Source organism: Lentilactobacillus sp. Marseille-Q4993, assembly GCF_951230165.1.
GTDB lineage: Bacteria > Bacillota > Bacilli > Lactobacillales > Lactobacillaceae > Lentilactobacillus.
In genome coordinates, this window is sequence record NZ_CATNVB010000010.1 from 56221 (window position 1) to 72310 (window position 16090).

16 protein-coding genes and 1 other annotated feature are annotated in these 16090 nt (G+C 39.9%); of the genes, 2 read left to right on the forward strand and 14 right to left on the reverse strand.

What is annotated here, in order from left to right; genetic code table 11:
- Window positions 1-23 precede the first annotated feature (23 nt).
- The 14 genes from trpA to QOW94_RS05705 form a co-directional block, all read right to left on the reverse strand.
- Window positions 24-815, reverse strand: coding sequence for a tryptophan synthase subunit alpha (gene trpA / locus QOW94_RS05640; protein ID WP_283679279.1), 792 nt, complete (start codon window positions 813-815; stop codon window positions 24-26).
- Complete coding sequence (trpB, locus tag QOW94_RS05645; protein WP_283679280.1) at window positions 808-2010, reverse strand: tryptophan synthase subunit beta; 1203 nt, start codon at window positions 2008-2010, stop codon at window positions 808-810. Before trpB ends, trpA begins: the two co-directional genes overlap by 8 nt.
- Window position 2011: 1 nt before the next feature.
- A complete protein-coding gene (locus QOW94_RS05650; protein WP_283679281.1) occupies window positions 2012-2590 on the reverse strand; it encodes a phosphoribosylanthranilate isomerase in 579 nt (192 codons plus the stop codon).
- A complete protein-coding gene (gene trpC / locus QOW94_RS05655) occupies window positions 2587-3366 on the reverse strand; it encodes an indole-3-glycerol phosphate synthase TrpC (protein WP_283679283.1) in 780 nt (259 codons plus the stop codon). Before trpC ends, QOW94_RS05650 begins: the two co-directional genes overlap by 4 nt.
- Window positions 3363-4382: an anthranilate phosphoribosyltransferase gene (trpD, locus tag QOW94_RS05660; protein ID WP_283679284.1), complete on the reverse strand. Its 1020-nt coding sequence runs from the start codon at window positions 4380-4382 to the stop codon at window positions 3363-3365. Before trpD ends, trpC begins: the two co-directional genes overlap by 4 nt.
- Window positions 4383-4515: 133 nt before the next feature.
- Window positions 4516-4780, reverse strand: a binding site (T-box leader).
- A 168-nt stretch (window positions 4781-4948) separates the two neighbouring features.
- A complete protein-coding gene (locus QOW94_RS05665) occupies window positions 4949-5554 on the reverse strand; it encodes a response regulator transcription factor (RefSeq protein WP_283679285.1) in 606 nt (201 codons plus the stop codon).
- Entirely contained in the window at window positions 5547-6656 is a 1110-nt protein-coding gene (locus QOW94_RS05670; protein ID WP_502867248.1) for a sensor histidine kinase, read from the reverse strand. The genes QOW94_RS05665 and QOW94_RS05670 overlap by 8 nt, the downstream gene beginning before the upstream one ends.
- Window positions 6619-7407, reverse strand: coding sequence for an ABC transporter permease (locus QOW94_RS05675; protein ID WP_283679286.1), 789 nt, complete (start codon window positions 7405-7407; stop codon window positions 6619-6621). Before QOW94_RS05675 ends, QOW94_RS05670 begins: the two co-directional genes overlap by 38 nt.
- 4 nt (window positions 7408-7411) lie before the next feature.
- Window positions 7412-8302 (reverse strand): ABC transporter ATP-binding protein, encoded by an 891-nt coding sequence (locus tag QOW94_RS05680; protein WP_283679287.1) that lies wholly within the window; start codon window positions 8300-8302, stop codon window positions 7412-7414.
- A gap of 152 nt (window positions 8303-8454) precedes the next feature.
- The gene (locus QOW94_RS05685) at window positions 8455-8748 is read right to left on the reverse strand and encodes a hypothetical protein (RefSeq protein ID WP_283679288.1); all 294 of its coding nucleotides are present in this window, start codon (window positions 8746-8748) and stop codon (window positions 8455-8457) included.
- A 72-nt stretch (window positions 8749-8820) separates the two neighbouring features.
- Window positions 8821-9999, reverse strand: a complete 1179-nt coding sequence (locus QOW94_RS05690) for an MFS transporter (RefSeq protein ID WP_283679289.1) — start codon at window positions 9997-9999, stop codon at window positions 8821-8823.
- Between the two features lie 244 nt (window positions 10000-10243).
- Complete coding sequence (arfA, locus tag QOW94_RS05695; RefSeq protein WP_283679290.1) at window positions 10244-11734, reverse strand: arabinosylfuranosidase ArfA; 1491 nt, start codon at window positions 11732-11734, stop codon at window positions 10244-10246.
- A 31-nt stretch (window positions 11735-11765) separates the two neighbouring features.
- Entirely contained in the window at window positions 11766-13037 is a 1272-nt protein-coding gene (locus QOW94_RS05700) for an oligosaccharide MFS transporter (RefSeq protein ID WP_283679291.1), read from the reverse strand.
- A gap of 20 nt (window positions 13038-13057) precedes the next feature.
- Window positions 13058-14023, reverse strand: a complete 966-nt coding sequence (locus tag QOW94_RS05705) for a glycoside hydrolase family 43 protein (protein WP_283679292.1) — start codon at window positions 14021-14023, stop codon at window positions 13058-13060.
- Between the two features lie 295 nt (window positions 14024-14318).
- On the opposite strand from QOW94_RS05705, the gene QOW94_RS05710 reads away from it, so the two are divergent.
- Both QOW94_RS05710 and QOW94_RS05715 read left to right on the forward strand, forming a co-directional pair.
- Window positions 14319-15212, forward strand: a complete 894-nt coding sequence (locus tag QOW94_RS05710) for an ArsR/SmtB family transcription factor (RefSeq protein ID WP_283679293.1) — start codon at window positions 14319-14321, stop codon at window positions 15210-15212.
- Window positions 15213-15237: 25 nt separating this feature from the next.
- Window positions 15238-15828: a hypothetical protein gene (locus tag QOW94_RS05715; RefSeq protein WP_283679294.1), complete on the forward strand. Its 591-nt coding sequence runs from the start codon at window positions 15238-15240 to the stop codon at window positions 15826-15828.
- The last annotated feature ends 262 nt before the right edge of the window (window positions 15829-16090 follow it).

Consider the following 16090-nt stretch of genomic DNA (forward strand, 5'->3'; position numbering starts at 1 on the left):
GCTTTCACTAACTCTCGTTTTCCCTATATTGCTTTCGATACCTCGGCATCAACTCCCTGCCGAATTTCCCTTACAAACTGTTCAACCGCCTTAGGAGCATCCTTGCCATTTTGACCGACAACTTCAACGATAGCACTACCAATAATAACGCCATCAGCGATGTCTGCCATTGACTTAGCCTGCTCAGGGGTATGAACGCCAAAACCAATTGCCAACGGTACGTCAGTCACCGCCCTAATCCTGGCAATCAATGCCTTCAGGTCATTATAGAATTCATCCCGTTCACCAGTAATTCCTTCCGAAGAAACAACGTAAATGAATCCTGAAGCTTCCTTAGCAATCATTTCAACTCGGTCTTTAGACGTTGGCGTAATCAATGAGATAATATCAATTCCCAGTGGTTTAGCATATCTATCAATTTCATCCTTGCTTTCAAACGGTAAATCCGGAATTACTAACCCCGAAATATTTAGCTCGACACACCGATTCAAAAAGCGTTCATAGCCGTACTTAAATGGAATGTTCAAATACGTCAGGAACACGATTGGCACGCTTGTCAGTTTTCTAGCAGCAGCCACAATTTCAAACACCTTTTCAGTCGTTACCCCCGCGTCAAACGCTCGTAGGTCAGCCTTTTGAATGACCGGACCATCAGCAACCGGATCAGAGAAAGGAATGCCTAACTCCACAATGTCCGCCCCACCATTTGCTAAAGCCACAATATTGGCCACCGTCGTATCAAAATCGGGATCATCCGCAACTACAAATGGAATAAATGCTTTTCTGTTTTTAAATTGATCTGCTAAATTACTCATCAACGTCAACTCCTCTATACTTTGCAATGCTTGCGACATCCTTATCACCACGACCAGATACGGTACAAACAATGATTTGGTCTTTGCTCATGGTTGGAGCAAGTTTTTTAACGTACGCAAGGGCATGGCAACTCTCGATAGCTGCAATAATCCCTTCGGTTTTGGCAATGTACTCAAACGCGTCCACTGACTCATCATCGGTAATTCCCACGTATCCAGCCCGGTTGGCTGCAGCAAGAGCAGCATGTTCTGGCCCAACGCCTGGATAATCAAGACCAGCCGAGATTGAGTAAACCTTATCAATTTGGCCATCGTTATTCTGTAAGAACAATGACTTCATCCCGTGAAAGATACCAACGCTTCCCCGTTCAACCGTTGCAGCGGTTTGATCAGTATCTACCCCTTTACCAGCGGCTTCAACCCCAATCAGCTTCACGCTCGGGTCATCTATGTAGTCTGCAAAGCTACCAATGGCATTACTCCCGCCACCAACACAGGCCACAACAGCATCTGGTAAGCAACCCTCAACGGCATTTAGCTGTTGCTTTGATTCTTTGCTGATCACACTCTGAAAATACTTAACCATCGCTGGAAATGGGTGGGGACCAACTGCGGAACCAAGAACATAAAAGGTATCCTCACTACGACTAGCCCACTCTTGAAGCGTTGCGTTGACCGCATCCTTGAGAACCATCGAGCCGGTTGTCACTGCGTGGACTTTAGCCCCAAGCAATTTCATCCGGTAAACGTTTAGTTTTTGGCGGTCAGTGTCCTCTTTGCCCATAAAAATCTCACATTCCATCCCAAATAATGCAGCTACCGTGGCGGTCGCAACTCCGTGTTGCCCTGCCCCAGTTTCAGCAATTAATCGCTTCTTACCCATATGCTTGGCAATCAACGCCTGCCCAATCACGTTATTGATTTTATGGGCACCGGTGTGGTTTAAATCTTCTCGTTTGAGATAAATCTTGGCACCACCTAAATCTTTGGTCATATTTTCAGCAAAATAAAGTAAGGATGGACGGTTAGCGTAATTAACTAATAGGTCGTGCAACTCAGCCTGAAACTCTGGATCCGTCTTGGCCTTTTCAAACGCGGCTGATACTTTCTCTAGCTCTGACATTAATGTTTCTGGAATATACTGGCCTCCAAGACCTTCACCGTAAATTCCTGGTTTTTGCTTTAATTCTTGCATATTAATCTCTCCTCACTTTTTCAATAAACTGGCGAACCTTTTGAAAATCCTTATGATTATTAGTTTCAACTCCCGATGACACATCAACTGCGTACGGGTTTAATTTTTCAATTACTTCATTAACGTTATCTGGTGTTAATCCACCAGCAACAAACGTGTTATCCCCTAGATTTTCGTACCGACTAATATCAAGTAGCCGGCCACTTCCGTATCCTGAATCAATCATCTTGTAATCAGCAGTGTATTCATTATCTGGCTCTTCATTGACAAACACCCGAATCACCTTGATTCCTGCCACCTTAAGTTCACCAATCATTTGTGGATCTCCATAGCCGTGAAGTTGAGCAATCGTGAATATTCCCCGTTTGGATAACTCAATAATTTCATTGGCAGGAGTATCAACAAACACCCCGACCTTTGTGATTGGTGAGTCTATTTGTCTAGCTAGCTTTTCTGCCTGCGTGGAATTCAAGTGGTGACGTCCCTTTGCAAACACTAATCCGGCAAAGTCAGGCTTAGTCTCATTCACAATGCTGACGTCCGATTCCGTCATCAACCCGCAAATTTTGACTCTGGTCATTGGGCAACCTCCCTTAGGCTCTGAATCATTTCTGCTTTGTTGGTAGCCCTCATCAGGGTTTCACCAATCAATACCGCGTTGAACCCCGCTCCATCCAAACGTTCTACATCCATTGGGGTCTTGATGCCACTTTCGGCAATCGTGGTAATCCCCGCTGGAATCAGATTTCTTAGCCGAATACTGTTGTCAAAATCAACGGTGAAATCCTTCAAATTACGATTATTGATACCAATTACTTTGGCTCCGGACCTTACTGCTCTGACAACTTCATTTTCATCATGAGCTTCAACAATCGCGGTCATTCCTAAAGATTCAGCCAACTCCCGAAAACTTTTCAACTGTTCGTCCGATAGGATTGCAACAATCAGTAAGATTGCATTAGCTCCGTTTGCCCGGGCTTCATAAATCATATAGGAATCAATCGTGAAATCCTTTCTCAACAATGGCGTCTTTACCGTTGCAGCGATAGCTCCAAGATAGGTGATGCTACCATCGAAGTAATCAGGCTCCGTTAACACTGAGATTGCGTCTGCTCCTGCTTGTTCATATGATTCAGCAATATCCAAATACGGAAAGTCAGTGGCAATCATCCCCTTGGAAGGTGAAGCTTTTTTAACTTCCGCAATTACGTGAATACCTGGCGTTGAGATTTGATTCTGAAAGTTAATGTTTCTACCTTGACTTGCCGCCAATCGTTTCATTTCAGTTAATGAAATCATTTCCTGATGGCGTTTTAATCTAATTTGGGTTGCTTTTACTAAGTCATCAAGAATCATGCGACCACATCCGTTCTTGAAAACTTAACTAATCGGTTTAACTCATCTTTGGCTAACCCACTATCAATTGTGTTTCTGGCAATTTCGATTCCAGCCGCAATTGAAACTTCTGGTTTAGCGGTATGAATACCAACCCCAACGTTCATGAGGACTGTGTCTCTTTGAGGTCCCTGCTTACCGTTAATGATATCCCGCGTGATTTGGGCATTTTCCTCAGGAGTACCTCCCACTAGGTCAGCTTTATCAGCAATTGCAATCCCAAATTCAGTTGGCGATACCCTGTACTTCTTGATTTCACCATCTAAGTACTCAGCAATATCCGTATCGCCGGTAGAAGTTACTTCATCTAAACCATCCTCACCATGAACAACCACCGCATGAGTAACTCCCAGTTTTGGTAACACTCTAACTAGCGGATCCATCAGGCTTTCATCATAAACCCCTAACATCTGGTTAGTTGGGTTGGCTGGATTTGCCAATGGTCCAAGAATATTGAAAATCGTTCTGATTCCCAATTGTTTTCTTACTGGAGCGACGTACTTCATCGCCTTGTGGTATTCCTGGGCAAACAAGAAGCAAAGATTATTAGTCTCCAAGCTTTCAAACGATTTGGCTGGCGTTAAGTTCAAATCAAACCCAAGGGCTTCTAGCACATCCGCCGCCCCACTCTTTGAAGAAGCAGCTCGATTACCATGTTTGGCAACCTTAATTCCACTAGCTGCTAGGACGATTGCACTCGTGGTTGAAATGTTGAAGGTATTAGCGTGATCGCCACCAGTTCCAACGATTTCAAGAACATTATCGGTATGGGGAAACTTTAAGGCGTGCTGTCTCATTGATTCAGCCGCCCCAGCGATTTCATCGATAGTTTCATGCTTAGCTGATAAGGCAGTTAACAGTGCTGTTGTTTCAACCTCACTGGTGTTCCCACTCATAATTTCATCTAAAACTTGCTTGCTTTCATCAAATGTTAAATCTTGTTTGTTTACAACTTTTGCAATGGCTTCTTTAATCATATTTATCCCTCCTGGGAGTTTCCAAAGTAACGGACTACATATGATTAACCCACCATCGCTTTCCTGGCATTAACTTCATAACAGTGACCTCCGACTTTTGAGTACAAAAAAATCCGCCCATAACAAACTTGTTGTTAAGGACGGATTATTCCGCGGTGCCACCTTATTTTGATTATTGGGTTCACTAAAAAGCTTAATCATGTTCCCAAATAATCACCCTTAGCGAGAGACTATCATCTCCCCGACAACTTACGTATGTCTGTACGTCTTCCCATACTTGAAATCTTTCAGAGAAGCCCTCAGTGGTCCATTTAATCACCTGCGTTCTACTACACTCTCAGCAACGGCAGCTCTCTTTGAGGGCACGATGATCTTGATCTCCACTTCAACGGTTTATATGGACGAATTAATTGTTACCCAGTACATTAAAACAAGATTAGACAAAAGTCAACGTTTTAATTTAACTTTTTTATAAAACGTTGATATACCGCCAAAAGATCACAATACTTTTTAGCAGATTAAAATATACTCAATAATAATTAGAAATTTTAAAACTAAGCCGTATTTTACAACCACTTATTTTTCTTTGCTAAATTTACTGCTTCGAGGCGATTGTGGACCCCCAGCTTACTAAAAATTGAGGACAAATAGTTTCTGACAGTTCCTTCGGACAAGAATAGTTTTTGCGCCAGTTCTTGTGTTTTGCCACCCTCAGAAACCGCTCGCAGAACATTCATTTCTTGATCAGTTAGTGGGTTATCAGTAGCATTAACCATATTTACAACCAGCTCAGGGTCAAACACCGTTTTTCCTTCCATAACTTGGCGAATAGTCGATACCAAGTCATCCGTTGGACTGTCTTTCAACAAGTATCCACTAACTTGTGCCTTTATGGCGTGCTCAAAGTAAGCCTTTTGAGCAAACGTAGTTAGGATGATCACCCTTGTTTGTAGCACCGATTCATTGATTTTATCGGCCACATCAAGCCCAGTTTCCTCTGGCATTTCAATATCCAAGATAGCAACATCCGGTTTTAGTTTGGCAATTTCTTCCCAGGCAGATTTACCGTCGGTCGCAGAACCCACGACCTCAAGATCGTCTTCCAAGTTAAGAATCTGGGTCAAAGCACCATTTAACATACTCTGATCCTCAGCTAAATATAATTTAATCATGAGCAACCTCCTTCGGAAGACTAAGCCAGACCTTAGTGCCGGGATTATTATTATTAATTTCAAACTGACCGCCACTACTGTGAATTCTTGATTTCATACCATCAATTCCATTTGACCCCTCACGGACGTACTTATTTGCTCGTCCATTATCGGTTACGCTCACTTGATAGTCACTATTACTCTCAGTAAATTCGATTTCCACTTGGTTAGCCTTGCTGTGTCTAATCACGTTGGTTACCGCCTCTTTAATAACATCCCCAACAATTACCTGAACACTGGTTGGCCACTGATTCGAAATCGATTCACCTGTCGTTTCCAGATGAATCCCAACAGTTCGCAGATTTTTGGATTGGATTAGCATTTCTTCACTGATACTAACTTGGTGCAGATTATTCACAATTTGCCTAACTACCTGCAAGTTTTCCCGACTGGTTGCAATAATGTCATCCAATTCATTGGATACTTGATCAGGTTGCTTTGTCAGCAATTTCTTTGCCAACTGGGTTTTAATTGTGATCATTGAAAACGACTGCCCCAAAGTATCGTGGAGGTCCCGGGCGATTCGGTCCCTCTCACCTCGACGGATTATGGATTCAAGCCTTTGATTATCCTGAGCAAGTTGGATTCGTTGGTTGATTGATTTGGTGGTTGCGTAACTAAGAACTGGTCCGACAAGCGGTATCGCAAGGGTGAACCATTCTGGCATACTAGTTGAACTACCATTGATAACCATCACAGATACTATTTCCCCAACCAGCCCAATGTAATACACCGTTGAAAATATGATCATGTACTTTTTGGGATACCTAGCTAAGATCGAGGATACTTGCCAACCAGGATAAATCATTAACCAGAAATTTCCCTGCCACACTAAAAAGATCAGGGCAATTACTACTTCCGCAATCATTGCCGGCAATTCCCAGCGTTCTGATTCAACAACCAGAACATAGGAAATTAGAAATCCAATTACTAACCCAAGGACCATAAAGTCAGTTTTTGATCTTGGCGGTACATTATCAGTAATGGCTTCAGGCATATAAACCAACCAAATATATGCAAACCAATTAAATGTTTTTTTCCGTTTTTGTCGTCTGCTGAACATCAAACCTCAATCCACCTTTATCTCTAATAACTGCCAGTCCTACAACAGCTCCAGTTATTAATAGCCAAACAATTAATCCCATCATATCATTATGTGAAATTGATTTGTTAAGTAATTGAGAGTCCAGTATATGCTTTGAAATATACGTCGGCGTTAATTCACCAATTTGTCTGAGCCACTTTGGCATTATGCTAATTGGCCACCATAACCCACTGACCATTGCCAGTGGAAAAACCGTGACGTTACTCAACGCCCCTAACAGTTCCGGACTCTTTAAATATGAATAGGCAATCCCGACCAACATAATTGGTAGAGTACCAAGCACTGCTAGAACCGCAGTTTCAATAACCATGACAGCAGTCAGATCAACCCCGTTTTCTAAAATTGCAACTAGCTGGATCAAAATTGCCGAGACAAGATTAGCCCCAGCCATCAAAACTGAGATCGAAAGGTAGTAACTGCTAGTTCCTGCAGGCGTCATTTCCATGTTTTGCACCAATTGGACTCGCCGATCTTCCTGCAAAAATTGAGCGACACCAAACAACGCATTGATCAAAACACTGTAGATAACCATACTGGCAATGTACGTTTTAGAATACATCATCATTTCCGGCCCCGAACCCTTCACCATAATTTTGGTAAATAGGGCATAAAATGCAACCGGCATTAATAACGTCCCAATCTGATAACCCCGATTCCTAAGATATAAGCGTTTAAAGTTAAACTTTAGCTGTTTAATAAATGGTCCCATAACATTACTCCCTTTCAGTCAATCCCATAAATAGTGATTCAAGCGACTTTCGTTGAACGGTAATCTCGCTGAGTTTTTCGATAAACGGAACTAGTGATTTTAAAGTATCATCCGTATTTTCACTATTAATGGTCGTTATCATTCCACTCCGCTGTATACCCGTTACGGCAGGCAAATCCTCAAAAATACTAGTTGAAATTTCAGTTGTAAACTCAATTGTGCCACCGCTATCTACCTGACTGAGTTCATTCCAGGTCCCCACCGACTCAAATTTCCCGTCAATTAGGATCCCAATTCTATCCGCCACCGTCTGGATTTCTGCCAGATAATGACTAGTAACCATAATCGTCGTTCCCTGCATCTTCAAATTATCAACATAATCCCAAAATTCTCGCCTAGCATCGACATCCATTCCAACTGTTGGCTCATCCAAAAACAGCAGTTTAGGCTGACCGATAATCGCTGCAGCAAACGTCACTCGCCGTAATTGGCCACCTGAAATTCCAGTTAGCCACTTATTTGCAAACGAACCCAACTTCAATTCGTTGATTACAGCTTCAACTGGTTTCGGATCATAATACTGACTTGCAATAACTGACAGATACTCACGAACAGTCACGCGAGTCAGCCTAATGTCTCCTTGGAGCATTGAACCTATCATATTCTTAATTTGATTACTGATTCTCGTAGATCCATATACCTCAACACTGCCCGTAATTTGGTCAGCACTAGTTAATCCCATAATCGAATTAAGGAGCGTTGTTTTTCCAGCACCGTTTGGACCAACCAGCCCAAAAATCTCACCTTCATGGATTTCAAGATTAACTCCCTTTAAAACGGGCTTATCACCATAACTGAATTTCAAATTCTTGATTGCTACTGCTTGTGTTGTCATTTCAACCACCTCTTATGACTTAAATATACTAAGAAAACCTAATCGGCAGTAGTAAGCAATGTAATAACATCATATGACAATTGTCACGGTATCAAAAAAACCAACCTCATTTCTGAGATTGGCTGTGCATCTAACTATTAATTTTTAAGGACCTAACTAATCTTGCTTGCTAACTCTTGTGGATTATCCACCGAAGCGAATATGTAGTCGTAACTATCATCACAGAGCTTGGCAATCAACACAGGCTTGTCGCCAGAAATCGCAACAAATGCTTTGTCGCTCTTTTTGGACCACTTGCCGTTTTTCTTGAACTGTTCTTTCTTGCCAATCGAATAATTGGTAATGTGGCTGACTGGTACCGAGACAGTTGAGTTTCTCGATAACAACCGGTCAAGACCTGTCAATTCAATCTTAAGTTCCCCGTTTTCAACTTTTACTGATGACATTTCAGCACCCCCTAGTTGTTTGTGAAATCTCACAATTTGATTGTACTAAGTTTTTCACAAATAGTAAAATTATTACTCGCTAAGCCCCCTACGAGAAATCATCTTGTTCAAAATGGTGAGCAAGCAAAGTTCAATCACAATAAACCCGATGCTCCCAAAGCCAAGATTTTTTAAGCCGGAAGAACTGATAATCATACTGCCACTAGCTGATCCAACTGATATTCCCAAATTGAAAAAGACTGGATTCAGCGATGAAGCAAACACCATCGATTGTGGATAGAATTTCTCCGCAACATCCATAAAGTGAATTTCAATTGAGGATCCCAGCAAACTAAAGGTTAGTTCCAAAATAAATATCACAAGCAGGCTCACAAGCGAATTGCTGTACAACGAACCAACGATTGCAAATAAAGCCATTTGAAGCACAAAAACGTACGGCATTTTCTTCAAACCGTGATTGTTTGCCAGAACCCCTGATAGCTGACTACTAAAGATTGAGATAATCCCAATGACAGATAGTAACACGCTCAGCATCTCGGCCCCAAAATGGAGTTCATCAGTGATAATTGGCGCAACGTAGGTATGGAAAACATTGATTCCAGACGAACCAAACAACGGCACTAAAACCCCAACAATAATTAAGGGGTCCTTAAGTAAGGCGAACTGATTACCATCCTCCTTGGTATAGCCTGCCTGCAAATCTTTGGGCAACGACAACATTCCCAATACTAGGGTAACAACGCTCATCGTTACTACTACCCCAAAGGCAACGTGCCAGTTAGCAACATGGGTAACGTAAGTTCCAATCGGCATTCCAACAACACTGGCAATACTAAACCCTGAGAAAACCCAAGAAATCATCATCCCCCGTTGTTTTTCAGACGCAATCGCATTACCAAACGTCAACGCAACGGATAATAGGGCACCCGAAACAGAAGCTGTAACCACCCGCGAGATGACAAGTAATATGTAATTAGTGGCGATGGCACTTAAAATAAGACCACCAATGTATACCAGCATCATCAAAACAAAAGTTTTATAATACCGATACTTCCCGATAAATATGGTGATGATTGGTGTACTGATAGCGTATACCAACGCAAAAACCGTCACCAGCAGGCCGATACTGGCCAGTGGCATTTTAAAAGAATTAGCTAAATTAGTGAGAATTCCGGGAACTAGAAACTCGCCACACCCAAGGGTGAATGAAATTAAGACGAGGACGAAAAACCGAAACCTGAAAGTTTTCATGATAACCTCCGCAAAATATGAATGAGCAAAATAATAGGCTCAACTAAATCATACTAACAGCTAAATGGCAACGATTCAATGCACACAAAAAGAGCACCAGGATTCCCCAACCCTGATGCTCTCGGCTTTAATTATGTGGTACTGCGATAATAATAATGTTTATGGGGGGATTTTTCAAGCTTTCGTTTCAGCAATGGGAAAAAGTACTAAATGACTTAGTCGGTATTCTGTAGCGGCGAAAGGTTTAGTCAACCACTACTCTAATCATATTCCAAGACAGGGGCTTTAACTCAGCATCGATACCGGCGTCAGAAATATAAATTTTACTTAGTGTGTTTAACTTCATTTTGCCATCCTCATTTGTCTGCTTAATATCATATCCTGCAAACTCAGTGGCTTCAACTATTTTACTAATATGGATATTTTTTATATCAACCTTAAAGTGCATAGATTGCTTAGACTTATTTTCAACGAATATTACAACTTCATCTCTTTGCTCATTGTACACAGCGATAGAATCCGAATATGGGACTTCATAGTCCTTACACTTATACGATTCAACTTCCGTGTTTGGAGTCAAAGCAACTCCCTGCCCAAAATTTGAGACCTGCATGAATGGATAGAAAATCGATTGTAGCCACACATTTCCACTCACAGGGTCAGTCATAATGGGGGCAATGACATTAACCAGCTGAGCTAGGGCAGCAATTTTAACTCGATCAGCATACTTCATTAAGGTTATCGCTAAGCTACCAATCAGCAGCGCATCTTCATAATTATAATGGTCTTCAAGTAGTTGGGGCGATTTTTGCCACAGCTCCTGCTTATCATCATTCTCCTTAGAGTGATACCAAACATTCCACTCATCAAATGATAAATTAATTTGCTTTGAGGAATGTTTTCTAGCTTTGACAGCATCACAAATCGCTATTACATCGTTTATAAAGTTATTGAAATCTTCAGACTTACCCAAAAATTCAGATAAATTATTATCTTCATTTCCGTAATATTGATGTAACGACAGATAATCAACGTCTTCAAAACAATTATCTAGAACAGTTTCTTCCCAGGTACCGAAAGTTGGCATATCGTGTAATGAACTACCAGTAGCAATTAACTCTATTGACGGATCTAATTTTCGCATAGCCTTGGCAGTTTCGTGAGCTAGTCGACCGTACTCACTTGCTGTTTTATGCCCAATTTGCCAATCGCCGTCCATTTCATTTCCAAGAGACCATAGTTTTATATTGAATGGTTCTTCTGCTCCATTTTTTCTTCTTAAATCACTCAAATAAGTATGCTGCTCAAAGTTACAGTACTCAACTAAATTTCTCGCAGCATCAATACCTCTTGTCCCTAAGTTAACTGCCATATCTGGTTCAGCACCAACTTTACGACTCCATTCAATAAATTCATGAAGTCCAAATTGATTTGTTTCAATTGACTGCCATCCAAAATCAGCTCTTACTGGTCGGTCATTTTTAGGACCAATTCCATCTTCCCAGTTATACCCCGACACAAAGTTACCACCAGGATATCGAATTAACGGAACATTAAGTTTCTTTATCGCTTCAATAACATCCAATCTAAACCCATTCTCATCAGACTTAGGATGGCCTGGTTGATATATTCCGCCGTAAACTACCCTTCCTAAATGTTCAATAAAAGATCCCCACATTCGGGGATCGATTTTTGAGATGCGATGAGATGGATCAACTATTAACTTTGAATCCATATCTAATCAACACCTTTTAAATTATATAAATTTATTCTGGAGAAACTTCAGTTGCTTCAACCTCACCCGCTTGAACCTTATCTTCTTTCTTCAAAGTAAAGGCAGCAAACAAAGTAATTACAAATACCAAGACACCCATAATGATATATGTGTGTTGGTAACCAATTACGTCATATAACTTACCGGCAACTGAAGAAAAGATAAAGACAGATATCTGTTTAGCAAAGTTCGATGCAAGTGCATATACAGTCGCATAAAGTCTAATATCGAACGCTCCGGCGATATACTTCATAATAGATGTAAGCAACAATGGCATTTCTAATCCAGCTAATAATCTGAAGAAGACAACTAATTGCCAACTTGGTGATAATGCAGAACCTAAAATTCTGATACATGTGATAAAACCGTAGATAATCAAACCATTTTTCGATCCGATCTTATTAATAATCCAAGGCATTGGGAACATAAGCAAAAACTCAATTACAGTTTGACCAGAAGTCATATAACTATAAACAATAGTTCCTTGTGAAGCTGAATCAAAGAATGTCTTGAAGAAAATAATAAATTGTTGATCAAAAACATCAAAGATTGCAGATGCACCCATGTAAAAGATTGCTAAAATCCAAAGGTTTTTAATCTTGAAAACTGATGCAACCGTCTTCCAATCAAGAGAATTAGAAGTATCACCAGCTGCAGCTGCATTTTCCATATTCACTTTATCACTAAACAACAGTAATCCGGTTAAGATAACGGCAGCAACGGTACATGCCCAGAAAATTGAATCTGGTTTCCAGAGGAATAATCTTCCTGCAACTAATGACGCAACGATACCAGCTACAGATCCACCAACTCTAGAATGAGCATATTCAAATTTGTTTGCTAGACTGGCTCTTTGGACATATTGTTCAATAACTGAAACCCCACCATTTAAAATAAATGAGAGCAATGTTCCAGTAATAACAGCAACTAACAAAGAGTTAATTTTCATTAATGGTAAGAATGCCCATTGAAAATATGGTCCAATAAAAATAGCTGCGATTGCAATCGTTAATACTAAATTTTTCTTGAATAATAATCTATCTGAAAGAACACCAAAAACTGGTTGAAAGATAAGTGAAATTCCGGCCATCATTGAAAAAACGGCTCCTGATTCAGTTCCATTTAAATGACCAACTTGCTCCATCCAAAGGGTTAAATACCCATACACAGTTGCCCAGATAAAGAAATAACTAAAGTGGGTAATTGGAAATCCCCAAAAATTTTTTGATGGTTTTCCATTACTGCTATTTGCAGTTTCTTGCATAATAATCTCCTCCAAAGATATTAAATATAGTTATAAGGTAATGGCTTACCAAAGTTTGGCGTACCATCTTGGTTCCAACTAAAAGCTTGAACTTTTGTATGTCGGTTTGGATCATAGAGCGGATCACCTTTGATTTCTGTATAATCTCGACAATGATAAACCATCAAATCAGTGATTCCATCTTCAGCAACCGTGAACGAATTATGGCCAGGACCATATTGATGAGTTTCAAGATCACTTTGGAAAACGGGCTTATCAGATTTAATCCAATTGGATGCATCCAATAAATCTGCATCATCACGAATAGTTAGCATTCCCATTGCATAGTTTTCGTCCGTTGCACTTGCGGAATAAGTCAAGAAGTACCTTCCATTTTTGTGAATAACCGCAGGCCCTTCATTTACAGCAAACACTCTACATTCCCAGTCGTATTCAGGCTTAGTGAGCATCACAGGATCTGTTTTTAATGTCCATGGATTTTCCATCTCTGAAATATAGAGGTTTGAATTACCTGAAATTTCTGGATCTTTTTGAGCCCATACATAATAAAGCTTGCCATTGGCTTCAAATGAAGTAGCATCCAATGAGAATGAATCAATCGGCGTCTTAACTTGTCCTTTTTCAACCCAGTTATCTTCACTCTCCATTGGATTAGCTGCGTCACACTCTAAACAAAACATCCTATGCTGGAACATTCCGTTATCATCAAATTCAGTCGTCTCTGCCGCCGCAAAATATACATACCATTTACCATCAGTAAAATGTAATTCAGGCGCCCAAATCAATTGACTCATTGGTCCGCTATCATGCTTACGCCAAATTGTTCTTGGTGCAGCATGAGCTAATCCTTCCAATGTCTTGGCTCTTCGAATCTCAATCAAATTGTATGCAGGAACAGATGCGGTGAAATAATAATAGCCGTCTGTATGCTTATAAATAAATGGATCTGCTCGCTGAACAATTAATGGACTTGAATATACGTTCATGTGTAGTTATCTCCTTTTCGCTACGTAGTAAATTGTGAAATGATTATCTAACTCTTGTGCACGGCTATAATATTATCTGGCCATGAAACCGATTACAATGGTTTTTACTGATTTAAATTTGGTTTTCTTATCTGATAAACATTATTATTGCTATAAGCAAACTTTTAAAGCTGATTATTTCTTAAAAATCAATGTTTTTGTTGATTTTATCAATGATAGTCACTAAAGTTAGCATAAACAATTCATTTGTATGCGCTAACATGTTAAATTAATAACTGTAAAAGGAGTAAGATTAATGGATTTAGATATCTCAAAGGATTCACTTAAAGCATATAAAGCCCTAGCTAGTGACGTACGAATTCAAATAATCCAAGAACTCTCAGAACACCGACTGAGTGTCCAAGAACTGTCTGAGAAAGTCCATCTCAGTAGTACGATTGTTTTGATGCACCTTAAAAAACTAGCTGACGCTGGAATCATCGGTTTTGAACGTCATGGCCATAGTAAAGTTTCCTACCTAAAAGTTGATAACATTAATATTCATTTTCCTAAGTCCATTTTTCCTGCGTTTGAAGTATACGAAACCCAGGTACCGGTTGGTCAATACACCAGTTACTCGGTAACCCCTTCATGTGGTCTCGCTGGTAGTTCAGATTATATTGGTAAAGTTGATAACCCATCGTACTTTATGAGTCCAGACAGAATTAAAGCGGGTATGATTTGGTGGAACAATGGTTTTGTTGAGTATCAATTTCCAAATTATCTAGAAGAAACCGACAAGTTAGAAATGTTGGATTTATCAATGGAACTTGGATCAGAATTCCCATTTTCAAACAACGTCTGGCCTTCTGATATTACGGTTTCAATCAATAACGTTGAGATTGGAACTTGGACCAGCCCTGGTGATTTTTCTGATACTAGAGGTAAATACACCCCTGATTGGGTTCCAGATAACGTTAACCAGTATGGGATTTTAAAAACATTCCGGGTAACCGACCACGGGAGCTACCTAGATGGCCAACCATTTACTGACGTTTCAATAAATGATTTAGACTGGCACCATCAACCCACGTTTACTGTAAAATTTGCTATCAAAGATGATGCCGTTCATCGTGGTGGGTGTACCATTTTTGGGCAGGGATTTGGTAATTATGATCAAGATATCCAAATGAAGCTGTTCCATAGTTAACAATACTGAAAAGAGGTTTTTCTCAATGGATGAAAGTGAAAAAATGCGCGAGTTTATTCTTAGTTATTTAGACACTCAAGTTAATAACGTTAATTTAAAAACAGTTCGCCAATTAATTGATTTCGGCAAAAACAATCAATTTTCAGCGCCCTCAATTTTGAAAGAATTATTGGTAATGGATAAAAAACATGAAGGTATACTTTCAGCGACTTTCGAAATAGATTACGTTGACGGGGTTAACCTCTTTAACAACAGTGCTTCGCATTGGCTCACTGATACTGGGAAAGAGTATTTTCAAAAATTAAAGGAACGCAGCACTCAGAGTGCAGAAAACTCATTTATGGAATCAGAACCAGATTCTTTTGAAAATGAATATGATGGCTATCTTAATCAGCTTCTTTCTGCTAAAACAAAAATGCAGAGTGAAAAGGATAAAATCACTCTGCAAGAATTCACATTAGAACTACGTCACTTACTCACTGACAACAAACAGTTAACTCAAAATTCTTTGGAAAAGTTTCAACCATTCATTAATCGAAACTGGAAAGAACTCTCCACTCCAATGATGCCTATACTAGTGGAACTATCAAAACGATTTTTATTCGCAATTAATTAAAAAAAGGAACCTTGCAAATGCAAGATTCCTTTTTTTTAATAGATTTTTTTGGAACTATACTTTCTGGTATTGATGAACATCATCAATGCCAGTTTTTTTATCCTTGAATTTACAATTTAAGTGCAACAGTGACTAAAAAAAGGACCCATAGCTGGATTCCTGTAAAATGATGTTTGCGAAAACAATCATGAAAGGAATCTAGCTATGAGCCACTACAAGCATCTTACCATAGAAGAACGTGAAACTATATTCTTAATGAATC

Bases quoted from the DNA above. Each gene is read 5' to 3' on its own strand.
- QOW94_RS05665 (WP_283679285.1), bottom strand. From the start codon at position 5,554: ATGATTAAATTATATTTAGCTGAGGATCAGAGTATGTTAAATGGTGCT.
- QOW94_RS05710 (WP_283679293.1), top strand. From the start codon at position 14,319: ATGGATTTAGATATCTCAAAGGATTCACTTAAAGCATATAAAGCCCTA.
- QOW94_RS05685 (WP_283679288.1), bottom strand. From the start codon at position 8,748: ATGTCATCAGTAAAAGTTGAAAACGGGGAACTTAAGATTGAATTGACA.
- QOW94_RS05715 (WP_283679294.1), top strand. From the start codon at position 15,238: ATGGATGAAAGTGAAAAAATGCGCGAGTTTATTCTTAGTTATTTAGAC.
- QOW94_RS05680 (WP_283679287.1), bottom strand. From the start codon at position 8,302: ATGACAACACAAGCAGTAGCAATCAAGAATTTGAAATTCAGTTATGGT.
- QOW94_RS05690 (WP_283679289.1), bottom strand. From the start codon at position 9,999: ATGAAAACTTTCAGGTTTCGGTTTTTCGTCCTCGTCTTAATTTCATTC.
- trpD (WP_283679284.1), bottom strand. From the start codon at position 4,382: ATGATTAAAGAAGCCATTGCAAAAGTTGTAAACAAACAAGATTTAACA.
- QOW94_RS05675 (WP_283679286.1), bottom strand. From the start codon at position 7,407: ATGGGACCATTTATTAAACAGCTAAAGTTTAACTTTAAACGCTTATAT.
- QOW94_RS05670 (WP_502867248.1), bottom strand. From the start codon at position 6,656: ATGTTCAGCAGACGACAAAAACGGAAAAAAACATTTAATTGGTTTGCA.
- arfA (WP_283679290.1), bottom strand. From the start codon at position 11,734: ATGGATTCAAAGTTAATAGTTGATCCATCTCATCGCATCTCAAAAATC.
- QOW94_RS05650 (WP_283679281.1), bottom strand. From the start codon at position 2,590: ATGACCAGAGTCAAAATTTGCGGGTTGATGACGGAATCGGACGTCAGC.
- QOW94_RS05700 (WP_283679291.1), bottom strand. From the start codon at position 13,037: ATGCAAGAAACTGCAAATAGCAGTAATGGAAAACCATCAAAAAATTTT.
- trpB (WP_283679280.1), bottom strand. From the start codon at position 2,010: ATGCAAGAATTAAAGCAAAAACCAGGAATTTACGGTGAAGGTCTTGGA.
- QOW94_RS05705 (WP_283679292.1), bottom strand. From the start codon at position 14,023: ATGAACGTATATTCAAGTCCATTAATTGTTCAGCGAGCAGATCCATTT.
- trpC (WP_283679283.1), bottom strand. From the start codon at position 3,366: ATGATTCTTGATGACTTAGTAAAAGCAACCCAAATTAGATTAAAACGC.
- trpA (WP_283679279.1), bottom strand. From the start codon at position 815: ATGAGTAATTTAGCAGATCAATTTAAAAACAGAAAAGCATTTATTCCA.